We start from the raw sequence: 25881 nt of genomic DNA, 5'->3' as shown, positions 1-25881 counted from the left end.
ATCGGCGACGGCACGGTGGAGTGGCTTCAGCACCAGGGCGCCCACGGCCTCCGCGTCAACAAAGCCATCACCGCCGCCACCGAATGACCGGCAGGCGTTGCCTTCCGAGAGCATGTTCATCGACGCGAGGTCGATGGACTGGGTCGGCGCCACGATGAGGTTCACGCCACCGGCGATCGCCACCTCGCTATCGCCGCTGCGAAGGCTTTCGATAGCCAGGTGGATGGCGGTCAGCGACGATGAGCAGGCGGTATCGACCGCCAGGCTCGGGCCCTGGAAATTACAGAGGTGGGATATCCGGTTGGCGATCGACCAGAACCGCGTACCCGTGGCGTAGTGCTCGTTGGTCACGCCGACGAACATGCCGACTTTACGGCTCGCGCAAAGGTTGGCGGGCGTGTAACCGGCATCTTCGATACCGGCGTACACCTCCTGCATGAACAGGCGCTCCTGCGGGCTCATCAACTGCGCCTCGCGGGGTGTGATGTTAAAGAACAGCCGATCGAAGCCCTGTACATCGTCGAGCAGGCCCGCCCAACGCGCATAGGTCTTGCCCGGCTGGCCTTTGCGTTCGTCGAAGAAGCGGGCGTGGTCCCATCGCTCCGGCGGCACTTCGCTCACGCTGTTACGGCCTTGGGCCAGGTTGTCCCAGAACGCGTGGACATCGTTCGCGCCCGGGTAGCGTCCGGACAAGCCGACAACGGCTATGTCGAACACCGCCGCCATGGCGGGTGCGCTCGGCACCGTTGCCGTCACCCGTTGCACGGCGGTCTCTATCACGGGCGGCGTATCGTGCATTGGCGCGGCCGTTACAGCTTCCTCCGTGAGGCCGGTCCAGCGGGCCAGCGCATCCGCATCGACCTGCATGAAATGCTCGACCAGCTCCCCGATATCACGGTGCTCGAAGAACAGCGTGGTGCCTACGTTGTCGACGCCGAACACGTCGCGAAGCGCATTCGTCAGCTCCATCACGGCGATCGAATCGATGCCGTATTCATCAAAGCCGATGCTCGCTTCAATCGCATCCACCGGCAGCGACAGCGTGCGAGCCATCAGTTTCCTGAGATGCAGGACGCCCCTTTCGCGCAGGGCGCTAGCATTCACGGAAGGCAGCGCACCCGCCTCACGGCCGCTGGCGGCGTGGATGCCCGTGGAGTCATTCATGTCGGCAAGTTCCCTGTCGGTAGGCGTTTCACGAATCGGTTGGGGATGGAAAAGGCGCAGGCTGAGTTTTTCGAAGCGCACGCACACGGCGCCTGAGGGATCACACAGATCGATATCGATCGTGCGGATCCCATCGTGGGCGGCGGCGCTATCGCTGTAGCGAACAACCGCCCACATGTCACGCTGGCACGCCGCGAGCATGTCCAGGCCTCCCAGGGCGAAAGGCAACGCCAGGGCGATACCGGCTTCGTCGCTGGACAACAGATGAAGACCTAGCGAAGCCTGCAAGGCCGCATCGAGCAGGCTTGGATGCAGGACGTACTCGTCGAGCGTCGCTGCCACCGCCACCGGTAGCGAGATCTTCGCGAGTATCTGGTCCTGGCCGATGAACAACTCGTCCAGGCCACGGAAGGCCGGGCCGTAGTGCAGGCCCTTGCGTTCGAAGATGGCGTAACAACGTTCATGGCTGGCATGTGCCACGCTGCATCGCGCGCGTAGGGCGGGCAGGTCGTGGCGCTCCGCACGGGCGGGAACCTGCTCGTGCAGGATGCCCTGGCTGTACACCGCGGTGGCACCATCATCGGCATCGCACACGGTGTAGGCACCGCCGGCGTCGAGCTTGACGCGAACCGACAGGCCATCCACCGCCGCGGCGGCCGGGCGGATCCATGCGACCTTCCTTAGCGAACGCACGTCACGGCCGGTCGCCCGCTTCGCTTCGGCAAGCGCTAGTTCCAGATGCGCCACGCCAGGCAATACGCGTTTGTCGTGGACACGGTGATCGGCAAGGAAGAATTCATCACCGTGGAAAGGGCCGCGGAGCATCGGATGCGCCTCGGTGCGTGCCGCGACCGGCGATGCCACACCCAGCCAGTGCTGCATTGCCACCGGATCCGTGTCGATGAGGTGATCGGCAAGCGCATCGATGCTCGGGTGTTCGAAGAACAGCGTCGTGGTGATCGCGTCTTCCAGGCGTGAACCGGAGAAACCGGCACGCAAGGTGCCGGTGAGCTCCTGGACCAGGATGGAATCCAAGCCGTAGCGGTCGAGGCCTGCCGACGTATCGATATCACCCGCCGGCATCTTCAAGGCCTGACCGACCAGTTTGCCCAGGCGCGAGCGGCAACTGTCACGGAGCGAATCCGTAGGGGCCATTGCCGTTCGCGTCGCAGGGACAACATCCACCCTGGCGGCCACACTCGCGGCATGCCCGCGTTGTAGGGTCACGCCATCGCTTTCGGCCACGATCACTTGCTGGCCAAGCTCATGCGCTTGCTCAGCGGAGAAACGGATATGGCGGAAGCCTTCTCCGGCCAGCACCGCATGCCATCGAGGTGGCGCAAGGCTCGGACAGCCGGGGATACGCAGCGCCTCATCCTCGTAGAGCCACCACCCGTCAAGCAGGCCGAAGGTAAGGTGTGCCCAAAGTTCGCAACGGCTCAGTTCGTTGAGTACCAGCAAGCCATGCGTGCGCAGCAAGGCCTTGGTGTTGCGCAGACTCTCGCGGATATCCTTCGTAGCGTGCAGCACGTTGGTCGCGACGGCGATGTCATAGCTGCCCGCGTCGATGCCCTGCCCCTGCAGCGGGTTGCCGATATCAAGCAGGCGATAGGCCAGGAACGGGTTCGCCGCCCCAAACTGACGTTCGGCGTGGTGCAGGAACGCGCGCGACAGGTCGGTATAAGCGTATTCCTCGATGTGGGCGGCGTAAGGGGCGAGCTGTTCCAGCAGGCGGGCACTGGTACCCCCCGTGCCCGCACCGATCTCGACGATGCGAATCCGGGCCGCTGGGTCGTGCCGCACGCGGGAAGCGACGAAGTCGACCACGGCGCCGCAGAGCACGTCGTTGAAATGGTCTGCGACCGCGTTGCCCCGGTACACGCCTTCCACCAGGTGCATGGACGAGCCAGGGAACATCACCGCCGTAGCCTCGGTATGGCCCTGGAGGATCGGTGGCAGCGCGCGCAGCATGGTGTCGACGAGCGTGACCTGGGCACGCCGCAGGTGGCCTTCGGCCATCCAGGCCACCTTACGCGCGTTCCATTCCGCCCATGCCTGCTCAAGCGGCGGTCGCGTACTCGCCTGCGCCACCCACGCCAGGCTATGGCGCAGCCAGCGGGCATGCTTGGGATGCCAGGCCGACGCGACCCTGGCATCGGTCAAGCCTAGCGCCTGCAATTCGCCACGCAGGATGGCCAGCGCGAGATCGTCGATCTGCTGCGCTTCCGCCGCCATCTGGACAAGATCGCCCGTGAATGCGGGTGCGATGTACCGGTCCACGACCGGCGTGAAACGAACCGGATTCACACGGGCGCGCAACGTGCCCACCCGCTCGAATACATCACCCGTCGCATCGGTGCCTGCGGTCTTCAGAAAGCCCAGTTGGCGCACCGGCCCCGCTAGCAAGGCATCGAGCGCGCGAAGGCCATCGACCGCATCGATCGAACCGATACCCTGGCGTGCCATACGCTCGCGATAGGCCTCCGAGGCGACGGCGCCGATACCGCCCCAGTAGCCCCAGCTCATGACTTTCACCGGGTACGGCAGCCGGTTTGCCAGTTGCTGTGCGTAGGCATCCTTGAACGCGCAACCGGCCGCGTAATTGGCCTGCCCCGCCGAACGCGTGAAGCTCATCAGCGACGAGAAGAACAGCATGAAGTCCAGTGGGAGAGCACCGAACACCTTTCCCATGCTCACGCTTGCATCGATCTTCGCCGCGAGCCCGCCGCGCAGGCGTTCCTCGTCCATCTGCGCCACGCTCTTGTCCAGCAGCGAAATGGCGGCGTGCACCACGCCATGGATGGCCGGGAACCGGGCGAGCACGGCATCGCGCGCGCGCTCGAGCGCCTGGCGGTCACTCGCATCCGCCGCGATGTAAAGCGGCATCGGACCCAACGCTGCCAGACGTGTCCGTGCCGCGGTGATCGCTTCATCCTCGGGCCGGCGGCCGATCCACACCAGCTGTGCGCGATGCACGCGAAGCAGGTGCTCGCTCCATGCCTGGCCGATGCCGCCAGCGCCGCCAATCACCAGGTACACGCCCCCATCGCGGTACGCGGTCTTGCCTGAGGCGAAGGGTTCATCCTCGACACGGGACAACCTCTGCTGGAACCACTGCCCCCCTCGCCACGCCAGCGTATTACCGCTGGCATCAAACGGCAGCCGGAGCATCATGTCGTCGACCGGCCATTCGTCCGACGCCGGCATGTCGAGCAGACGGAACCGCCAACGCGCAAATTCCTTCGCCAGTGATCCGGTGAAGCCGTGCACCGCGGCATGGCCCGGCGCCAGGGCATCACTGGCGTGCACCGCCTGTGCCTGCGTGGTGACGACCGTCCATTCCAGCGGGCGCTGGTCGAAGCCAAGATCGAGCAAGGCTTTTACCAGGCGGAACATAGCGATGACGCCGCCTTCGCGCGCTGCGATCACCGCCTCCTCGTCCGACGCGGCGACCTCGATGGGTAGCCACACCAGGTGATCGATAGCACCGTGCGCACGCAGGCGCGCTTCGATGTCACCGATACTCGCCCCGGCTGGAACATGGAGCACCGATGCGTTTGGCATGTGGCGCAGCAGGGCTTCACGCTGCGCGGCGGTGCCCCCCACGATCGCCACCTTTCCTGTGTTTACCGCAACAGACTCGGGAGCGACCGTTTCCCAGGTCGGCATCAGCAACCAGCCTTCTCCCGGGGTTTTTACCGTCTCGACGGTTTCGACGGAAGCAGCCATCTTCTCCGGCACCCAGTAGCGGTCACGCGCGAACGGATACGTGGGCAGGCTCATCCGACGAGGCCGGCGCACTCCGTACAAGGCATGCCAATCGACGACCGCGCCGCTGACCCAACACCGGAGCCATTCGTCCGGAGTCGTGGGTGTCTCGCTGGCAATGGCGGACGTGCGCGCGGCGGTGCCCAGGAACATGCCCTCGCCTTGCGTATCGCCCGATTCAACCCGGCGCAAGCTAGCGCGCAGTGCCTCCATGGAATGCACCGCGAGGCCAAGGCGTACGTCCATGGCGGCGCGACCTACCTGCAAGGTGTATGCGAGGTCCGCCAGCGATACGTCATGACCTGAGACGAACGCCAGCAGCGAGCGCACCTGCTCTTGAAGGCGCCGGTCATCACGCGCCGAAAGCACCACCAGCGCAGGGCCCTCGTTCGCCGACGTGGACGTCGCCGGGGCGATGTATTCCTCGAGCACGGCATGCGCATTCACGCCGCCGAAGCCGAACGAACTGACGCCGGCTCGACGCGGTAGCGCGTTGCCATCGGCATCGCGCAGCGCTGCCCATTCACGTGTTTCGCGTAGCAGGTAGAACGGGCTGCCAGCCAGATCGATGAAAGGATTGACCGTGTCGCCGTGCAGATTCTTCACCAGGGTGCGGTGCTTCATCTGCAGCAGGACCTTCACCACGCCGGCCACGCCCGCGGCGAGCTCCAGGTGACCGATCTGGGTCTTGACCGAACCCAGGGCACAGTAAGGCGTCGTGTGCTCGCCACCAAAGGCGGCCTTCAGGCCCTGCACTTCGACCGGGTCACCCAGGCGGGTTCCCGTGCCGTGCGCTTCGATATAAGTCACCGTGCGCGGATCGACCCCGGCCTGGGCGAGCGCCTTGCGAATCACATCCGCCTGCGCCTTCGGGTTGGGTGCGGTCAACGAGTTGGCGTGGCCACCATGGTTCTCCGCCACGCCGCGCACCAGGCCGTGAATGCAGTCGCCATCCCGCTCGGCGGCGGATAGCCGTTTCAGCACGAGCATAGCGACGCCCTCGCCACGCACGTAGCCGTTCGCTTCGGCCGAGAACGTCTTGCAGCGCCCATCGGGGCTGAGCATACCGGCCTTGCCAAAGCTGGCATGTGCCTCCGGCGTCACCATGGTGTTGACGCCACCGACCACCGCCACCTGGGCATCGCCCTGGCGTATCGCGGCCACGCCCCGGCGCAATGCCACCAGTGAACTCGAGCAGGCGGTTTCTACCGGTTCGCTGGGCCCGTGCCAGTCGAACATGAAGCTGATGCGGTTGGGCCCGACGGACGGCACGCCGCCCGTGGATGCATAGGCCTCACCGCCGAGTTCAGCACGGTTGACCAGCGTGCCGTAGCCAGTGGCGCCCGTGCCCACATAAATGGCCGTATCGCTGCCGGCCAGTGCTGGCCCGGCGTAGCCCGCATCCTCCAGCGCCTTCCACACATGGATCATCATCAGCCGTTGCTGTGGATCCATCAGTTCCGCTTCGCGCGCAGAGATGCCGAAGAACATCGGATCAAACTCGTCGATGCCATCGATGAAGCCGCCCCAGCGCCCGGCCTCCGCGGGCAAATCCCGCCAGTTCCAGCGCGCCGCCGGGATCTCGCTAATGCTATCCCTGCCCTCGCGCAGGTTTTCCCAGAATGCATCGAGGTCCCGCGCCTGCGGGAATTGGCCGCTCATGCCGATAATGGCGATCGGCTCGTCGGCGGGCAGAACGTTCTGGGCCTCACGCTGCAGCGTTGATACGACGGGTGCCGGTACGACAGGCGCCGTAACGACAGCCACGGGCCGGGCCGGCGCCGGCGTGACAAACGAGGGCGCAAGCGCGGCACCGTGTTCGCGAACGAGGTGCGCCACCAGGCCGTCAAGCGTCGGGTACTCGAAGAAGACCGCCGGTGTCAGCCGCAATCCGTAATGCTGGTTCAACACGTTGCCGAACCCGGTCAGCGAGACGGAATCGAACCCGTATTCGTTGAACGTGGTCTCACCGTCGAGATCCTCCGGCTTCACCTTGATCAGCGACGACACGAGGTTTGCCACGGCCTGCCTGACCTGCGCTTCCAGCGGTACGGCGGCCTCGAACGACGCGGCATCCGGCGTTGGCATGGGTGCCACGGCGCCGAGCACTGCTTCGCGGATGCGCGGCGCGGCGCCGGCCACGACCATGACCTGGGCGGCACCGCTGGACCATGCCTGGCTCAACGCGCGCATGCCATCACCGGTCGCCAGCGGATGCATGCCCAGGTGCTGGCTCATCATCGTCCGGGTTGCGTCATCGACCTGCATGCCGCCCTCGGCCCACAGCGGCCAGTTGATGCTCAGCGTGCGGCCATGACGTTCACCCGCGACCAGGCGCTGTGCGCGCAAGTGGGCGAACGCATCCATGAATGCATTGGCGGCCGCATAGTCAGCCTGCCCCACACTGCCCAACGCACCGGCGATGGACGAGAAGCAGATGAAGGCATCGAGCGGGATATCGCGGCTGGCCTGGTCGAGGTTTAAGGTGCCGGCGACCTTGGCACGAAACACGTCGTGCAGGTCTTCCGCCGTCTTCGCGGTTAGCAGGCTGTCGCGAAGCACGCCCGCGCTGTGCACGATGCCATCCAGGCTTTCGAACGCTTCGGGAATACCCTGCACCAAGGCAGTAACGGCCTCCGCATCAGCGACATCGAGCGCGTGGTAACGAACCACGGCGCCGAGGATTTCGAGTTCCCGGATGTACTGCTTGATCGTGTCGTTCTTCGGCGAGCGTCCCGTCAGGATCAGCACAGGGTGGTGTACTTCGCTGGCAATGGCTCGCGCGACGATCAAACCCAGCCCGCCGGCCCCGCCCGTGATGAGGTAGACGCCGTGGTCCTTCCAGGGCGAGCCTGTAGCTCCCGCGCCGCGTTGCTCGACCCAGCCGGCGACTTGTCGTTCGCCATGGACGTAGCGTACCGACAGCGCATCGCTTCCGCCGTTCTCGCGCACGATGACGGGCACATCCTGCCCCGGCTCCACCTGGATCAATTGCCCGACCAGGCGCGTGTTCTCCAGCGTTGCCGTGCGCAGCATGCCGGCAAGTCCGGCCTGGAGTCCGTCGCGCGGGACGACCACCTGGATCAGATGCCGGCCCGGTTGGCCTGCCGCGGCCTGGAGACGCTCAAGCAATTCGAGCGCCACGGTTTCGAAGTCGGCATCGGCGTTGGGGACCCACACCTGCCGCGACGCGAACGTATCCTCGGCATGCCAGGCGCGTTCGGGCTCCATGGTCCATACCGGCTGGAACGAGATGACTTCGGTAGGCTCCGAGGACATGATCGGCCGTGACGGCGGCGACGGAGGTTCAGGTTTGGGCGGAGTCTCCGCTTCGCCCATCGGTATCCAGTACCGCTCACGCGCGAACGGATAACCCGGCAAGCTGATACGCCGTGGCGGGTTCGCTCCATGGAGCCGCCGCCAGTCGAACGTGAGGCCCTGGGTCCACAGATCGAGCAAGCGGCCGTACTTGCCCTTGGCCAGCCACGCGTCCACGGTACCGGCCATGTCGTCGTCCGCAGCAAGCGAGGCCAGGGCGGCCTTGCCGCGCCTTGCCTGCCCGCGATACAGATCGTCGATATCCGCAGCGCCATCCAGCCACGCTGCCAACTTGTCGCGCAACGTGTCGATCGAATCCACCACCAGGGCCAGGCGCTCATCCATCGCGTCACGCCCCACTTGCAGGGTGTAGGCAAGCTCGGCCAGCGACGTATCGCTGCCGAGGCGGGCCAACAATGCGCGAACACGTTCCTTCAGCTGTCCTTCGTCGCGTGCCGAGAGCACCACCATCGCGGGGCCGGTCTGCATGGCCTGCGCCGTGTCGGCATACTCTTCGATCAGCACGTGTGCGTTCGCGCCACCCGCGCCGAATGACGAGATACCGGCAATACGCGGGTACTCGCGACCGTCAATCACGGGACGTGTCCACGGCGCCAATGTCTGCTGCACCACGAACGGCGTGGTGTCGAACGCGATATGGGGATTCAGTACCTGCGAATGCAGGCTCGGTGCGATCTGCCCATGCTTGAGCTGCAACAGGACCTTGGTGACCCCGGCGATACCCGCCGCGCTTTCGCAATGGCCGATGTTCGACTTGGCCGAACCGATAGCGCAGAAACCCGTATCCTGCGTCCACTCGCCGAAGGCCTTGGCAAGTCCCGCCACCTCGATGGGATCACCGAGGCTTGTGCCCGTGCCGTGAGCCTCGATGTAGCTCACGTGGCGCGCATCGATACGCGCGGCGCGCAAGGCCCGCTCGACGACCCGGGCCTGTGCGTTCGGGTTCGGCACGGTGTAGCCGTTGGTCTTGCCGCCGTGGTTGATGGCGGTGGCGCGGATCACACCGTAGATATGATCGCCATCGGCCCTGGCCTGGGCCAGCGGTTTCAACAACACCGCACCCACGCCCTCACCCGGCACGTAACCTTCGCCGCCTTCGCCGAAACTCTCGCAGCGCCCCTTGCCCGAGATGAACTTGCCCTGGGCCAGTACAAGGTATTTGTTCGGGTGCACCGAGACATTCACGCCGCCGGCGACCGCCACGGCGCAACCACCACGCGCCAGGCTTTCGCAGGCAAGGTGGATCGCCGTCAGTGATGACGAGCACATGGTATCCAGGGCCATGCTCGGCCCGTTGAAATCGAAGTAGTACGAAATACGGTTGGCGATCGACGCAGGGCTCCCGGGCGCGGCGATGAAGTGCCCGCGCGCCTGCTCCTGCGCGCCGTAGAGCTGGTACTCCTCGTACATCACCCCGGCAAACACACCCACGTTGCCGTCGTCGGCCACGGTGTCGCGCGTGTACCCGGCATCCTCGAGCGTAGCGTGTACGCATTCGAGGAACAGGCGTTCCTGCGGGTCCATCAGTTCGGCTTCGCGCGGCGAGATGTTGAAGAAGCGCGGATCGAATTGATCGACACCATCGAGGAAGCCACCCCACTTGCCGTAGGTTTTGCCGGGTGCATTAGGGTCTGGGTCGAAATAGCGGGCGTGATCCCAACGCTCCATCGGCACCTCGGTGATGCAATCGCGGCCCTGGCTAAGATGGGTCCAGAACGCTTCCAGGTCATCCGCCTCGGGGTAGCGTCCGGCAACGCCAATGATCGCGATGCCGTCATCGGTGACAGGCGCTGAACGGGACGCCATGCGTGTACGGTGCCGGGCTAGCTTCGCCCGACCCTCTTGCACCACGGTGCGCGCCGTGGTCGTTTGCCCAAGCGTCGCGACCAGCGCATCGCGATGCGCCTTCAGGAAATACCCGGACAGCGCGGCAATGGTCTGGTACTCGAAGAACAGCGTCTTCGGCAGCGGGCCGAACGCCTGCTCGAGCCCTGCCGTGAGCTCCAGTGTCATCACCGAGTCGATGCCGTAGGCCTCCAGCCGAGCCTGGATGTCGATGCGCTCCGGCGGCAGTTTCAAGGTAGCCGCGAGCAGGCGCGCGAGGTACCGCCCGGTACGTTCGCGCAGATCATCCGCCACGGTTTCAACAGGGACCGCGGCCACGGACACGGCCGCGACGGCTTCGGGCACGTCGCTCAGGAGCACCTCACGCAAGCGCGCCAGGTCGCCTTGCGCCACGAGCACCTGGGGTACCTTCGCCGCCATCGCCTGGGCGAGCGCGACGAGGCCAGCCTCGGTGCGCAGCGGCGTCATGCCGATCTCATGCGCAAGATAGCGGCGCGTCGCATCGTCGACACGCATGCCGCCCTCTTCCCAAAGCGGCCAGTTCACCGACAGGGTGTGCCCATGGCGCTGTCCTTGAGTCACCTGCTCCGCGCGGTAGTGCGCAAACGCATCCATGAACGCATTGGCTGCCGCGTAGTCGGCCTGGCCCAGATTGCCGCGTGTACCGGCGATGGACGAGAAACAGATGAAGCCGTCCAGCGGCAGATCGCGACTGGCTTCGTCCAGATACAAGGTACCCGCCACTTTGGCGCGCAACACCTCGCTCATTTCACCGGGTGTCTTGCGGATGATGAAGCTGTCGCGCAGCACGCCCGCGCTATGGATGATGCCGCTCAAACCGAACGCATCGGCTGTTTCGCGAACGCATGCCAGTACGGCTTCCCGATCGCCGACATCAAGCTGGCGGTAGTGTGCCGCGACACCGCTTGCCGTAAGCACCGCGAGTTGCGCACCGATGATGTCGTCAAGCGGCGACCGGCCCGTGAGGACGAGCACCGCCCCCGGGGCGTGCCGTGCGATGTCGTGCGCGACGATCAAGCCCAGACCACCCGCGCCACCCGTGATGAGGTAGGTGCCGCCGGACTTCCAGAGCGGGGCGGGTTGCGGCGGGAACGTCGCCTCGGCCCAGGTCGCCACCTGGCGCACGCCACCGATGTAGCGCAAGGAAGCGGACGGGGCGCCACGGTTATCCATGAGAATCCGCGCTACATCGTCCCCCGCGCTGACACGAATCATTTGACCGATAACACCGGGGTTTTCAAGTTGTGCCGTACGCAGCATGCCGACCAGGCCGGACATCGCTTCACCGATGCCGTCATGGGGTACGACGACCTGGACCAGCGTGGGTTCGGAGGATTGCAGCCAGGCGAGCAACGTAGTGGCGGCTGATTCGTAAGCCTGGACGATGTCATCGAGGGCCACGTGTGTCGCCCCAGGGATGTCGACGTGCCCCATGCCGCATAGCATGGCCAGACACCGGTCTGGAACGCGGCCCTCGGTGGGCACCGCCTGCGCCGTCCATTGAGGGGCGGCCAGTAGGACGCCACCCGCGTTCGCACGCAGCGCTCGCCGTAGGACGAGGCCACGGAAACGGACGCATACGTCTCCCGAGCTGTCGCACAGGTCCATATCCAGCACAGCGTCCCGAACCTCGCGGAGCACCGCCCACATCGTCGGTGTGCACGCTGAATGGATCTCCAGTGCATCCAGCGACGCTGGCAGCCAGGTGCTATCGCCCTCCACCAGGCCGATAGCAGCCTGCAGGGCCGCATCGATAAGGCTCGGGTGCAGCACGTAATCATCAAGCCGCGTCGAGGCGGGCAGTTCGATCCGCGCGAGTACCTTGCCCTCGCCCGTGAACACGTCGACCAAGGCCCTGAACGCGGGGCCGTAGGCGATTCCCATACGCTCGAAACGCTCATAGCACTGTGTCGAATCCAGGTGCGCCACGCTGCATTCGGCCCGCAGTGCATCGAGATCATGCACCTGGGTGTCGCGCATACCGTGAAGGACTTCTACCGTTCCGTCGCTATGCACGGTATCGCCGTGGATCTCAAAACTGATGGCGCCATCCTCCCGCGGCGTCAGCGACACATGCAGGTCGAGATCGCCGCTGTCGGCGACGACCGGCCGCTTCCATTCAACGCCCTTTATCGTGAGGATCGCTTCGTCGTCCAGTGCCTCTCGCACTGCCCGGTGTAGCATTTCCAGTTGTGCGGCGGCCGGCAGTACGCGAACACCCTGCACCTTGTGATCGGCGAAGAACCACTCGCCGCCATCGAAGCGCGACGTGAAACGCTGTACGGCGAACGTCGAGGTATTGCGATGAAGCAGTGGATGCAACGATGTGCCCTCCGGCGCCATCTCTGTTCCTACCGCCACCCAGTAGCGCTCGCGAGCGAACGGATACGTTGGCAGCGCGATGCGCTGCGGGGTGTTCGTGCCATGAAAGCGCCGCCAGTCAACGGCCAGGCCATTGGCCCAAAGCGCAAGGACCTTGCCATGCCGGCTCTTCGCGATCCACGCATCCAGCGTCCCGCCCATGTCGGCATCGTCGGTCAGTTCGGTCAGAGCCTCCTTGTGGCGTCCGACCTGCCCCGTATGCAGATCCTCGATGACCGTATCGCCGGCGAGCCATGCGGCCAGCCTGGCGCGAATGTCGTCTAGCGAGTGGGCCAGCATCGCAAGACGCTCGTCCATGGCTTCGCGCCCGACCTGCAAGGTGTAGGCGAGATCGTGCAAGCCGATCGCCGGGTCGGCCTCCACGGCAGCCAGGAGGCGGCTTGCCTGTTCGCGCAGGCGTTCACCATCGCGAGCGGATAGCACCACCATGGCGGGACCTTCGGCGGTGACTCGCCGGGCGGCGGTGTGCTCCTCGATGATCACATGTGCGTTGGCACCGCCCGCGCCGAATGACGAAATGCCGGCCATGCGCGGATATTCACGACCATCGATCACCGGCCGGTGCCAAGGTGCCAGTGCCTGCTGGACCACGAAGGGCGTGGCTTCGAAATCGATGTTCGGATTAAGCACGCGGGAGTGCAGGCTCGGGGCGATCTGCCCATGCTTCAGTTGCAGCAACACCTTGGTGAGGCCCGCGATGCCTGCCGCGCTCTCGCAATGGCCGATGTTCGACTTGGCCGAGCCGATAGCGCAGAAACCCGTATCGGTCGTCCACTGGCCGAAAGCCCTGGAGAGCCCCGCGATCTCGATCGGATCACCCAGGCTCGTGCCCGTGCCATGCGCTTCGATGTAGCTGATATGGCGCGCATCGACGCCACCGGCACGCAACGCGTGCTCGATCACCTCCGCCTGCGCGTTGGGATTTGGCACGGTATAGCCGTTGGTCTTACCGCCGTGGTTGACCGCGGTGGCACGAATCACGCCATAGATGTGATCGCCGTCGGCCTGGGCCTGGGCCAGTGGCTTGAGCAACACGGCACCCACGCCTTCGCCCGGCACGTAGCCCTCGCCGCCCTCACCAAAGCTCTCGCAGCGGCCCTTGCCCGAAATAAACCGGCCCTGGGCCAGCGTGAGGTACTTGTTCGGATGCACGGAGACGTTCACGCCACCGGCGATGGCCGCGGTGCACTCGCCGCGTTGCAGGCTCTGGCAGGCCAGGTGAATCGCGGTGAGCGACGACGAGCACATGGTGTCGAGCGCCATGCTTGGCCCATGGAAGTTGCAGAAGTACGAGACCCGGTTGGCGATCGATGCTGGGTGGCCAGGCACCGCCAGGGCACGTCCACGCGCCTGTTCCTGGGCGCCGTAAAGCTGGTACTCCTCGTACATGACGCCGGCGAACACGCCTACACTACCGTTCTCGGCTACGTTCTCACGGGTATAGCCCGCGTCCTCGAGCGTGGCGTGCACGCATTCCAGGAAAAGGCGTTCCTGCGGGTCCATCAACTCCGCCTCACGTGGCGCGATGTTGAAGAACAACGGGTCGAAACGATCGACACCGTCGAGGAAGCCACCCCATTTGCCGTAGGTCTTGCCGGGCTTGCCGCGGCCTTCATCGAAGTAAAGCGTGTGGTCCCAACGGTCGGCAGGGATCTCGGTGATGCTATCCCTGCCCTGGCTCAGGTTGGCCCAGAACTCGGCCAGGTTGCCGGCTTGCGGATAACGGCCAGCGATACCCACGATGGCGATGTCGCCACGGGTTTCACCTGGTCGAGCGGCTTCTCGCAGCCGGGAGGGGGCATAGCGTGACGTGGGTTTATCAGCCTTGACCGCGACATTCGCCGGCGCGACAGCCGTGACGGCACGGTGTTCGCCGAGCAGCCCGGCCATCGTGCCACGATGGTGTTGCACGAAATAGCCGCTCAGCGCGGCTAGCGTCTGGTACTCGAAGAACAGCGTTTTTGGCAGCGCGCCAAACAGCTTTTCCAGATGGCGCGTGAGATCGAGCACGAGCAGCGAATCGATGCCATACGCTTCCATCCGCGCCTTGCGATCGATCCGTTGCAAGGGGAGCTTCAGGGCCGTGGAAAGGAACCGCTCGAAGTAGCGGGTGGCGCGTTCCTGGAAATCGTCGTCATCTCCTGCCGGCACCAGCACATCCGTGGCCGCCTCAACCACTGCCACCATCTGGCCGCTGTCAGGCGATCCCGTCGGGCGGAACGCCAGTCCCCCTAAACGCACGCACGCGCTACCAAGCGCGTCGCAAAGGTCGATATCGACCGTATGTGCGCCCGCCCCGGGTCGTACTACCGCCCACATCTCATCCGCACACGGCGCAAGCACGTCGAGCGATGCCAGCGCGAAGGGCAGCATGAGGTTCGGGACCTTCTCGCCCCAACGCAGCCCGATCGACGCCTGCAAGGCCGCATCGAGCAGGCTGGGATGTAGTCCATATCCACTTTGGGGCGCCACGGCCGGCATGACGATATGCGCCACCGCCAGGTGTTCACTGACGAACAGGCCTGCCACGCCGTGGAATGCCTCGCCGTAATGCAAGCCCATCGCGTCGAAGACGGCATAGCACTGGGCGGTGTCCACAAAAACACAGGCCGACCTGAGGTCATCGAGATCGTACATCACCGGCCCATCGCGTCGCGCCTGGACCACGCTGCCACGGCCGTGGACCATGCCATCACCGGAGTGCACCTCGTAGCCGATCTCGCCTTCGGTTTCGGGGTACAGGGAGATATGCACCTCTACGCCGGCATCACCGGCGATGACGGGCCGCGACCAGCTGACGTCCCTCAGATGCAGCGGCTCGTCGGCTTCGGATGCCATGGCTGCAGCGAAACGCGCCATTTCCAGTTGGGCTACCCCTGGCAAGACACGCTGCTCGCCGACCCTGTGGTCCCCCAGGAAGAACTCGCTGCCCTCGAAGCGGCTGCTGAAGCGAGGCCCTGCAAGGGTCGACGAGTTACGCTGGACCAGCGGATGGAGGGCGTGGGCGCCGGGGCGCTGCGCGCTCATCGCGATCCAGTACCGCTCCTTCGCGAAGGGATAGGTCGGCAGGTTCACGCGTCGAGGTTTTTGCTCGCTGTAGCGCGTGCGCCAGTCCACCGCTTCGCCGCTCACCCAACGCTGCACCAGCGATGCCAGCTCGCCATCGACTGACACGCGCGCGGCGTCACCCGCGAGGAAGCGCTGGAGCATGTCCCGAAGCTCGGGCAGCGACGCGGCCACCACACCGAATCGCGCTTCCATGGCTTCGCGACCCACCTGTAAGGTGTAGGCAAGTTCGGCTAGCGTGGCATCGGTCGTCGGGAGGAACGCGATCAGGTCGCGTACCTGTTCACGGAGCCGTTCCTCGTTACGTGCTGAAAGCACGATCGCCGCTGGCTCCTCGGCCATCGGCACGCGCGCAGACGGCACGTATTCCTCGATCACGACATGCGCATTCACGCCTCCGAACCCAAACGAACTGACGCCCGCGCGCCGCGGCACGCCGGGGGCCGCCTTCCACTCGCGCGCGCTATCCACGACATAGAAGGCGCTGCCCGTGAGGTCGATGTACGGATTGCGGGTTTCGCCGTGCAGGCTTTTCACCAGCGTGTGGTGCTTCATCTGCAGCAACACCTTCACCACGCCCGCCACACCCGCGGCCAACTCGAGGTGGCCGATGTTGGTCTTGACCGAGCCCAGTCCGCAGTACGCTTCTGCGGCGTTGCTCACATCCGACTCGTGGAACGCGTGCTTCAAGCCGTTGATCTCGATCGGATCACCGAGCGGCGTGCCCGTCCCATGGGCTTCGATATAGGTCACGCTGCGCGGATCGATGCCTGCATCCTCATAAGCACGACGGACAACCTCCGCTTGCGCCTTGGGATTAGGCGCGGTCAGCGAATGGGCACGGCCGCCATGGTTCTCGGCCGTGCCGCGGATCAGGCCATAGATGGCGTCGCCATCGCGCTCGGCGGCGGAAAGGCGCTTCAGCACCAGCATCGCCACGCCTTCGCCACGTACGTAGCCGTTGGCTTCGGCCGAGAACGTCTTGCAACGGCCATCCGGGCTGAGCATGCCGGCCTGGGCGAAACTGATATGCAGTTCGGGGTTGATCAGCGTGTTCACGCCACCAGCGATCGCCAGCGCGCAATCGCCGCGCTGGATAGCGAGCACCGCACGGCGTAGCGCGACCAGCGAACTCGAGCACGCGGTTTCCACCGGCTCGCTGGGGCCGTGGATATCAAGGTAGTAACTCATGCGGTTGGGTCCCACCGACGCGACCGCGCCGGTGGACGAATACCCTTCGATGGGTGCACCGGCACGGCTGGCGAGCGTGCCGTAACCACTTGGCATCGTGCCTACGTAGATGCCCGTGTCGCTTCCTGCGATCGAAGAGGCCGCGTACCCCGCATCCTCCAGCGCCTTCCACACGTGGATCATCATCAGCCGTTGCTGCGGATCCATCAGCTCCGCTTCGCGTGGCGAGATCCCGAAGAACATGGGATCGAATTCGTCCACGCCCTCGATAAAGCCGCCGTGCACCGTATGCGTCACGCCGCCTTCGGGTGCGCGGTCGGCATACCACGCATTCCAGTCGGCCCGGTCGCGCGGAAGCTCGCCGATGCAATCGCGTCCTTCAAGCAGGTTTTGCCAGAACGCGTCGATATCCGGTGCCTTCGGGAAGCGCCCGCTCATACCAATGATCGCGATCGGATCCCTGTCCGGTACCACCGCCACGGTCGCGAATCCCCGGCGCGCACGAGCGGCCGGCTTGTGCGGTGTGATCTCGGGCTCGATGCGCACTTGAGCCACCGCTTCGGCCGCTTCTTTCGGTTGTACGGTCTCGGCTTTCGACGCCATGGCGACGCCATGATCGGTCGTCATATGGCCCAATAACGCGCCCAGCGATGGGTACTCGAAGAACACCGTCGGTGTCAGCGAAAGGCCAAACTGACGGTTGATGAGGTTGCTTAACTCCGTGAACGAGATGGAATCGAATCCGTATTCGCTGAGCGCGGTGTCGGCATCGAGGTCATCGATCTTCACCTTGATCAACGACGACACCATGCCCATGAGCTCGCGCATCAGGGCATCCGGCGAAGCGGATGTTGCCACTACCGCGACCCCGGCCTGTATATGCCGGTTCGGCTCGCGCTGCGCGGGTGTCTCGACCGCACGCGATCCACCTAGCACGACCTCGCGAATGCGGGCCGCATTGCCCTGCACCACCAGCATCTGGCCAAGGCCGCTCGCCAGCGCCTGCGTAAGCGCTGCCACGCCCGTCGCCGTCGCCATGGCATGCATGCCCCATTGCGCTGCCAACATGGCACGCGTCGCGTCGTCTGCCTGCATGCCGCCTTCGTCCCAGAGCGGCCAGTTCACCGATACCGTGCGCCCGTGACGCTCACCTCGCGCCACGCGTTCGGCACGCTGCAGGGCGAAGGCATCCATGAAGGCGTTCGCGGCGGCATAGTCGGCCTGCCCCACGTTGCCCATGGCGCCGGCGATGGACGAGAAACAAGCGAAGGTGTCTAGCGGCATATCGCGCGTGGCGGCGTCGAGGTTCAGCGTGCCTGCCACCTTCGCGGCGAAGACCTCGCGTAGCTGCTGCGGCGTCTTGGTCACCAGGTAGCCATCGCGCAGTACGCCTGCCGCGTGCACGACGCCGTCGAGGCTTTCGAACTCCTCGGGAATGGCTCGCACCACGTCGGCAAGCGCCCCGGCATCGCTGATGTCCAGTGCGTGGTAGCGCACGACGGCGCCCAACGCTTCCAGCTGGCGAAGCGGCTCCTTCATCGACGCGTTCATGGCGGAACGTCCGACCAGTACGAGCACGGGGTTGCGCACCGATGTGGCGATGGCCCTGGCGAAGATCAGGCCCAGCCCGCCGACGCCACCGGTGATCAGGTAGACGCCATGATCCTTCCAGGGCAATGCGGGATTTTGCGCAGGCACATGCTCGACCCAGCCGCTGGCCTGGCGGACACCTGCGACATAACGAACGTAGGTCGCTTCGTCGCCCATGTTCTCGATCATCGCCCGGCCGACATCGAGCTCCGGCTCGACGACGATCACCTGCCCCATGACGCGGCGGTTCTCCAGACGTGCCGTGCGAAGCATGCCGGTGAGCCCGGACAGGAGGCGATCCGGCCCATCGGCGGGGATCAGTACTTGCACGAGGTGCCTGCCAACGCCCAGCGACTGCAGCCTTTCCAGCAACCAAAGTGCTGCCGCTTCGAACCGGCGCGCCAGGTCGTCCTCGCTGGGCAACGTGACGAACGTTGCATGCGGGAGCACCCGCTGTGCCTCTGCCGCATCCACGCCGCACGACAACACCAGATGGGTCGCGAGGGGCTCCCCCGCCGCCGGCACCGCGTCGCGCGGCATCCAGGCGGGCGTCATGAAAACCGCTTCCGCGCTCACACGGCGGTGCATCGGCTTCAGGCCGAGGCGAGTCAAGCGCGCGCAGACGACGCCCTGCGCATCGCAAAGGTCGATATCTGCGGTATCTCCTTCACCCTGCCGTACGATCGCCCAGGCGATCTCCTGGGTCGGCCGTGGTGCCTGGAGTGCGCCCAGGGAGAACGGCACCCGCGGCGCATCGTCGCCCGCGACCAGTGACGCGCCGAGCGTCGCCTGGAGCGCCGCGTCCAGCACGCTCGGATGCAGGAAATAGCTATCGGCGGGAGCTGCCGGAGGCAAGACGATACGGGCGAGCGTCACGCCCGGCCCGACGTGAAGCTCGGCCAGGCCACGGAAGGTCACGCCGTAATCTAGACCCATCCGGCCAAAGGCGTCGTAGCACGCCTCCGCCGTGAAGCGGGCGGACGTGCACTGGGCGCGCAGCGCCTCTAAATCGTGGGCAGGCCCTTGCCATTCTGCAGACTCGATAGCCGAGCCCTGCGCATACACTGGAGCGTCGTCACTTTCGCCGTAGATGTCGAAGCCAACGCCGCCATCGGCTTCGGGATACAAGGAGACCTGCACGCCCACCCCGTCCGGCCCTGCAACGATCGGCCGTACCCAGGTGATGTTCTTCAATGTGAAGCCGCGGGCTTCACCGAGCGCATCGCTCACCGCACGCCGGACCATCTCCAGTTGCGCCGCCGCCGGAAACATCCGTTGGCCCTGCACCACGTGGTCAGCAAAGAAGAACTCGGTACCGTTGAACCGCGAGGCGAAGCGCAGTCCGTCCAGATCGGACGTGTTCCTGTGTAGCAACGGATGCAACACGGCCCCCGACGCGATGGCCGGGTGGGCCGTGCCCACCTGCACCCAATAGCGTTCACGGGCAAACGGATAGGTCGGCAGGCTGGTGCGGCGCGGACGATGCGAACCGTACAAGCGCCGCCAGTCGAAGGCGAGGCCCCGGGTCCATACATCAAGGACCTTGCCGAACTTCCCCTTGGCCATCCACGCGTCGACGATGGCATCCACGTCGTCGTCGCCGATGAAGGCCGCGAGCGCCTCCCTGCCCCGCCGGGCATGCCCGCGATAGAGATCCTCCACGAGCGTGCTGCCAGCAAGCCAGGCGGCGAGCTTTTCGCGCAATTCGTCGCGCGTATGTACGAGGAGGCCGAGACGCTCGTCCATGGCTTCGCGCCCCACCTGGAGTGTAAAGGCCAGTTCATGGAGCGCGAGCCCGGCGTTCGTTTCGACGGCCGCCAGCAACCGCGCCGCCTGCTCGCGCAGGCGATCTTCATGCCGGGCGGAGAGGATGACCAGGGCCGGTCCGGATAGGGGCGACGCGGTCGGCTCGGTATATTCCTCGATCACCACGTGCGCGTTCGCGCCACCTGCGCCAAACGAAGAGATACCAGCCATGCGCGGGTGTTCACGGCCATCGATCACCGGCCGGTGCCACGGTGCCAGCGCCTGCTGGACCACAAAGGGCGTCGCTTCGAAATCAATGTTTGGGTTGAGCACGCTGGAGTGCAGGCTCGGCGCGATCTGCCCATGCTTAAGCTGCAACAGCACCTTGGTGAGGCCCGCGATGCCTGCCGCACTCTCGCAGTGGCCGATGTTCGACTTGGCCGAACCGATGGCACAGAAGCCCTTATCCTGTGTCCACTGACGGAACGCTTTCGACAAGCCTGCGATCTCGATCGGATCGCCCAGACTCGTTCCCGTGCCATGTGCCTCGATGTAGTTTATATGGCGCGCATCGACAGCACCGGAGCGCAAGGCGCGCTCGATCACCCGCGCCTGTGCGTTCGGGTTCGGTACGGTGTAGCCGTTGGTCTTGCCGCCGTGGTTGACCGCCGTGGCACGGATCACGCCATAGATGTGGTCGCCATCAGCCTTCGCCTGGGCAAGCGGCTTCAACAACACCGCCCCCACGCCCTCACCCGGCACATAACCTTCGCCACCCTCACCGAAACTTTCGCAGCGGCCCTTGCCCGAAATGAATCGCCCCTGGGCCAGCATCAGGTATTTGTTCGGGTGCACGGTGGCATTCACGCCGCCCGCGATGGCCACGCTGCACTCGCCGCGTTGCAGGCTATGGCAAGCCAGGTGGATCGCCGTCAGCGACGAAGAGCACATGGTATCCAGGGCCATGCTTGGCCCGTTGAAATTACAGAAGTACGAGATGCGGTTCGCGATCGACGCGGGGCTGTTGAAGATGGCGAGGTTCTCGCCCCGTGCCTGCGCCTGCGCGCCGTAGAGCTGGTATTCCTCGTACATCACCCCGGCGAACACGCCTACGTTGCCGTCCTCAGCCACGTTTTCGCGCGTGTAGCCGCCATCCTCGAGCGTCGCATATACGCATTCGAGGAACAGGCGCTCCTGCGGGTCCATCAACTCGGCCTCGCGCGGCGCGATGTTGAAGAACAGCGGATCGAACAGATCGATACCGTCGAGGAAGCCACCCCATTTGCTGTACGTTTTGCCGGGCGTGCCACGGTCGGCATCGAAATAAAGTTCGTGGTCCCAGCGATCGCGTGGGATCTCGGTGATGCTATCCCTGCCCTGGCTCAGGTTGGCCCAGAACTCCTCCAGGTTGCTGGCTTGCGGGTAACGGCCGGCGACACCAACGATGGCGATCTCACCGATGCCGGTGGCCGCAACCGCGCCCGCGGGCTGCTCGGTCCTCTGCGCGGTGCCAAAGCGCGGGCGGCGCTGCGTCGGCGCCACGACTGTTATGGGAGCTTCCGCACTCTGGGTGGGCGCCGCCGGTGCCTCACCCAGCACCTCATCCAGGCGATGCCGATGCTCGTGCAAGAAGTGCCCGGCCAGTTCGGCGAGGGTCTGGTACTCGAAAAGCAAGGTCTTCGACAGCGGGCCGAACACCTGCTCCAAGGCACGGGTCAGCTCCATGACCAGGATGGAATCGATGCCGTAGGCTTCCATCCGTGCACGTGGGTCGATGCTCTGTACCGGTCGGTTGAGCGTTCCGGCGAGCAGGCGCACGAAATAGCGCGTGGCTTTCTCGCTGAGTTCCTCGGAAACGGCACCCTGCGACATCTCGACGTGGCTCATCGCGACAGGGGTCAGGCTGGCCTTGAACTGCCCTATCGCACCTTCGGCAACCAATACCTGGGGTAACCCGCTCGCCAGCACGTGCTTCAATGCAAGGCAGCCACTCACCGTACGCAGCGGCACGAGGCCGGTGCGCACACGCAGATCCTGACGCGTCGCCGCATCGACGCGCATGCCGCCCTCTTCCCACAGCGGCCAATCGATCGATACGGTGCGGCCCCGGCGCTCGCGGGACCGCTTGAGGGCGAACTCGTCCATGAACGCGTTAGCGGCGGCATAGTCAGCCTGGCCGACATTGCCCAGCGCACCCGATGTCGAGGCGAAGAACATAAACACATCGAGATCGAGATCGCGGCTGGCCTCGTCCAGATGCAGCGTGCCGGCTACCTTTGCACGGAAAACGTCGCGCACGTCCTCCGCCGTCTTGTGGGTGATCAGGCTATCGCGCAGCACGCCAGCCGCGTGGACGATGCCACGGAGACGGGGCAGATCACGCACGAGGTGCACTACGGCTTCGCGATCGCCCACATCGAGCTGGCGATATTCCGCCGTCGCACCGAGTGCACGCAGTTCGGCCAGGTAAGATGATGTTGTGTCGCTGATGCTCGAGCGCCCGGTGAGGACCAACGTCGCCCCCAACGCTTCACGTGCAATCTCACGTGCGACGATGAGCCCCAGGCCGCCGGCACCCCCTGTGATCAAGTAGGTGCCCTGCGGGCGCCAAGGCGAGACATCGCTCGGGACGAAGGGAATCTCCTCCCATTCGCTCACCTGCCGCACGCCCCCCACATAGCGCACACGCTCGGCCGGGTCGTCCCGGTTATCCAGCACAGCCAGCGCCACGTCCTGCCCGGACTCGACCTCAATGACCTGCCCGGCGATCCGGGGATTTTCACGTCGTGCCGTGCGCAGCAAGCCACCCAACCCGGCCATCAGCTGCGCTTCGCCCGTGCTCGGAACCACAAGCTGAACGCAATGCCGTCCCGGCGTCGCGACGAGTGCCTGCACACGCTCCAGCACAGTGATGGCAGCGGCTTCATAGCACCGCGCCAGGTCGTCCCCCCCATCCATATCGATGCAGGTCGCACCGGGCAGGCGTGCCTGCACATCGGCCACCTGTGTACCGACGAGCAGGACGAGATGAACGCCATCCACGGACACCAGGGTCTCGGCTGGCTGCGCCTTCCATACCGGACGCAACAGTGCCGTCGTGGATTCGTCGCCAGGGCCATCCTGCGCCGCACTGCGCAGGCAGAACCCGCCAAGATGCAAGCACACCGTGCCTTCGTCATCGCACAGATCGATATCGAACCGGCGCATCGCATCGCCCGTGGTGCGATGGATCACGGCCCACAGGTCGCCCTGGCAGGGCCCATGCCACTCCAGCGTGTCCAGGGCGAACGGTAGCGCGAGAGGGGCCTCGGGCCAGCGCCCCGCATCCTCCACGACACAGGCAACCGCTGCCTGCAGTGCGGCATCGACCAGGCTCGGATGCATGCCGTATTCGCCACGATGTGCCTTCGCGCCCTCGGGCAGTACGATCCGCGCCATGGCCTGTTCCGCGCCGATGCGCAGGTCAGCGAGAGCCCGATGCGCCGGACCATAGACCAGGCCCATGCGATCGAATACGTCGTAGCACGACGCCGCATCGCGATGCGCACGGGTGCAACGTGCGCGTACAGCCGCCAGGTCGTGTCGGGCCGTTTGTCCGCTGCCAAGGACAATCGAACCTTCTGTGTAGACCACGTCCTCGTCGTGTATCTCAAAGGAGAATCGATCCCGCCCTTCGGGGAACAGCGCCACGTGCACATCTTTCGCCGAGTCACCCACCGTGATGGGACGAAGCCACACTACGTCCTGCAGGCGATGCGCTTCGTGCGATAACAAAGCGAGTTCCACCGCGCAACGGACCATTTCGAGCTGTGCCGCACCAGGCAAAGTGCGCTCACCACGTACGACATGATCGGCCAGGAACGGTTCGCCGCCAGTGAACCGGCTGGTGAAACGCAATCCATCCACCGTGGACGTATTCCGATGCAATAGCGGGTGAATGGCTGCCTGCGACGTCGCCAGCGGCTTCATATCGACCCAGTGGCGTTCCCGCGTGAACGGATACGTTGGGAGCGCCAGACGGCGGCGATCCGGGGTGTGCATGGCGGCCCAGGCAAACGCCTGCCCTTCCACCCACCGGCGCGCGATGCTGGACAGGTCGCCCTCCGGAGGAGCCAGCACATCGGTCACCGTCCCGGCCGGCACCTGGCCGGCGAACACCCGCTCCGACGATGTTCCGGCGACCCATGCTTCAAGCTGTTCGTGGAGATCTTCAAGCGATCCGGCGACCACGGCAAGGCGCACCGCCATGGCCTGGCGACCCACCTGCAACGTATAGGCGAGATCATCCAGCCCGACATCGCGAACGCCGATAAGCTGTCGCGCACGTTCGCGCAACGCGGGCATCGTTTTCGCGGAGAGGAGGACCAAGGCGGGAGATGCCGAAGACGGGATCACGTCTTCCGCAGGGTATTCCTCGACGACGACATGCGAATTCACCCCACCGAACCCGAACGAGCTGATGCCCGCACGCCGTGGCACATCGTGGCCATCTTCCCCAACCCGCGCCAACCAGGGCCGGGCCCTGTCAATGATGAAGAATGGGCTGTCCCCCAGCGAGATCCGCGGATTGAGGCTGCGGTAGTGCACAAGCGGCGGAAACACCTTGTGCTTCATGCACAGGATGGTCTTGATGAGCCCAGCCATGCCGGCCACCGACTCCAGGTGTCCGATGTTGGTTTTTACCGCGCCGATGCCGCATGACTGCTCGTCGAGCACTTCGCCACGCTCCGCCGCCACGCGCGCGAACGCCATCTTCAGCCCTTCGATCTCGATGGGATCGCCCTTCGGCGTGCCCGTGCCGTGAGCTTCCACGTAGCTCACGGTGCCAACGGGGACATCGGCCTCGCGCAGGGCATGCGCCACCACCTCCGATTGCGCGAGCGAGCCGGGATACGTGACCGTGCGTGCATGCCCGCCATGGTTCATCGCGGTGCCGCGCAGGACCGCCAGGATACGGTCCCCATCGCGAACAGCCTTGTTCAACGGCTTAAGCAGCACCATGGCGGCACCTTCGCCGCGAACGTAGCCATTGGCCCGCTCATCGAACGTCTTGCAGCTGCCATCGGGCGATAGCATGCCGGTCTTGGAGAACGAGATGAAATGCGTGGGACTGCATAGCACGCTGACCCCGCCCACGAGGGCGTGATCGCATTCACCACGACGCAGCGCGTGCGCCGCCTTGTGTAACGCGACCAGCGAACTGGAGCACGCCGTGTCGATGGGCAGGCTCGGGCCGCGCAGGTTGAGGAAATAGGAGATACGGTTCGGGATGAGGGCGGTGTGCGTGCCCGTCGCGACATGCGCTTCCACGTTATCGAGCGCACGCGCGAGGTAATCCCGGTAGTCGAAAGTAAAGACGCCCACATAGACGCCCGTACGGGTCCCGCTGAACACGGACGGGTCGTAGCCCGCATCCTCGAGGCAGCTCCACGCCTGCTCCAGCATGAGGCGCTGCTGCGGATCCATCACCGCGGCCTCACGGGCCGACACGCCGAAGAAGTCGGCGTCGAAATACTCCACGCCATCCATGAAACCACCCCATTTGCTGGTGGTCTTGTTGGGCTCACGCGCGTCGGCGGAGTACACCGCATCCTTGTCCCAGCGGCTGGCCGGCACCTCGCCGACACTGGAAACGCCATCGGTCAGGTTCTTCCAGAACTCATCGTAGTTCCGCGCGCCCGGGAAGCGGCATGACATACCGACGATCGCGATGTCCTCCCGGCTGGATGGTTCATGGTTTTCCCGCAACGGAGTCTGCCCGACGTTCAT

Annotated in this window: 1 protein-coding gene (running past one end of the window); it reads right to left on the bottom strand. The window is 65.2% G+C overall.

All coding sequences use genetic code 11. From position 1 onward, the window contains the following. Window positions 1-25881, bottom strand: the 5' portion of a protein-coding gene (locus VGN46_RS17985; protein ID WP_331645755.1) for an amino acid adenylation domain-containing protein. It extends 8580 nt beyond the left edge of the window; only the first 25881 of its 34461 coding nucleotides appear in the window; it begins with the start codon at window positions 25879-25881; its stop codon lies off the left edge, out of view.

The organism is Luteibacter sp. (genome assembly GCF_036500425.1).
Lineage (GTDB): Bacteria > Pseudomonadota > Gammaproteobacteria > Xanthomonadales > Rhodanobacteraceae > Luteibacter.
Note: the sequence above shows the minus strand (reverse complement) of the source record. Positions and strands in the feature narration are given on the sequence as shown.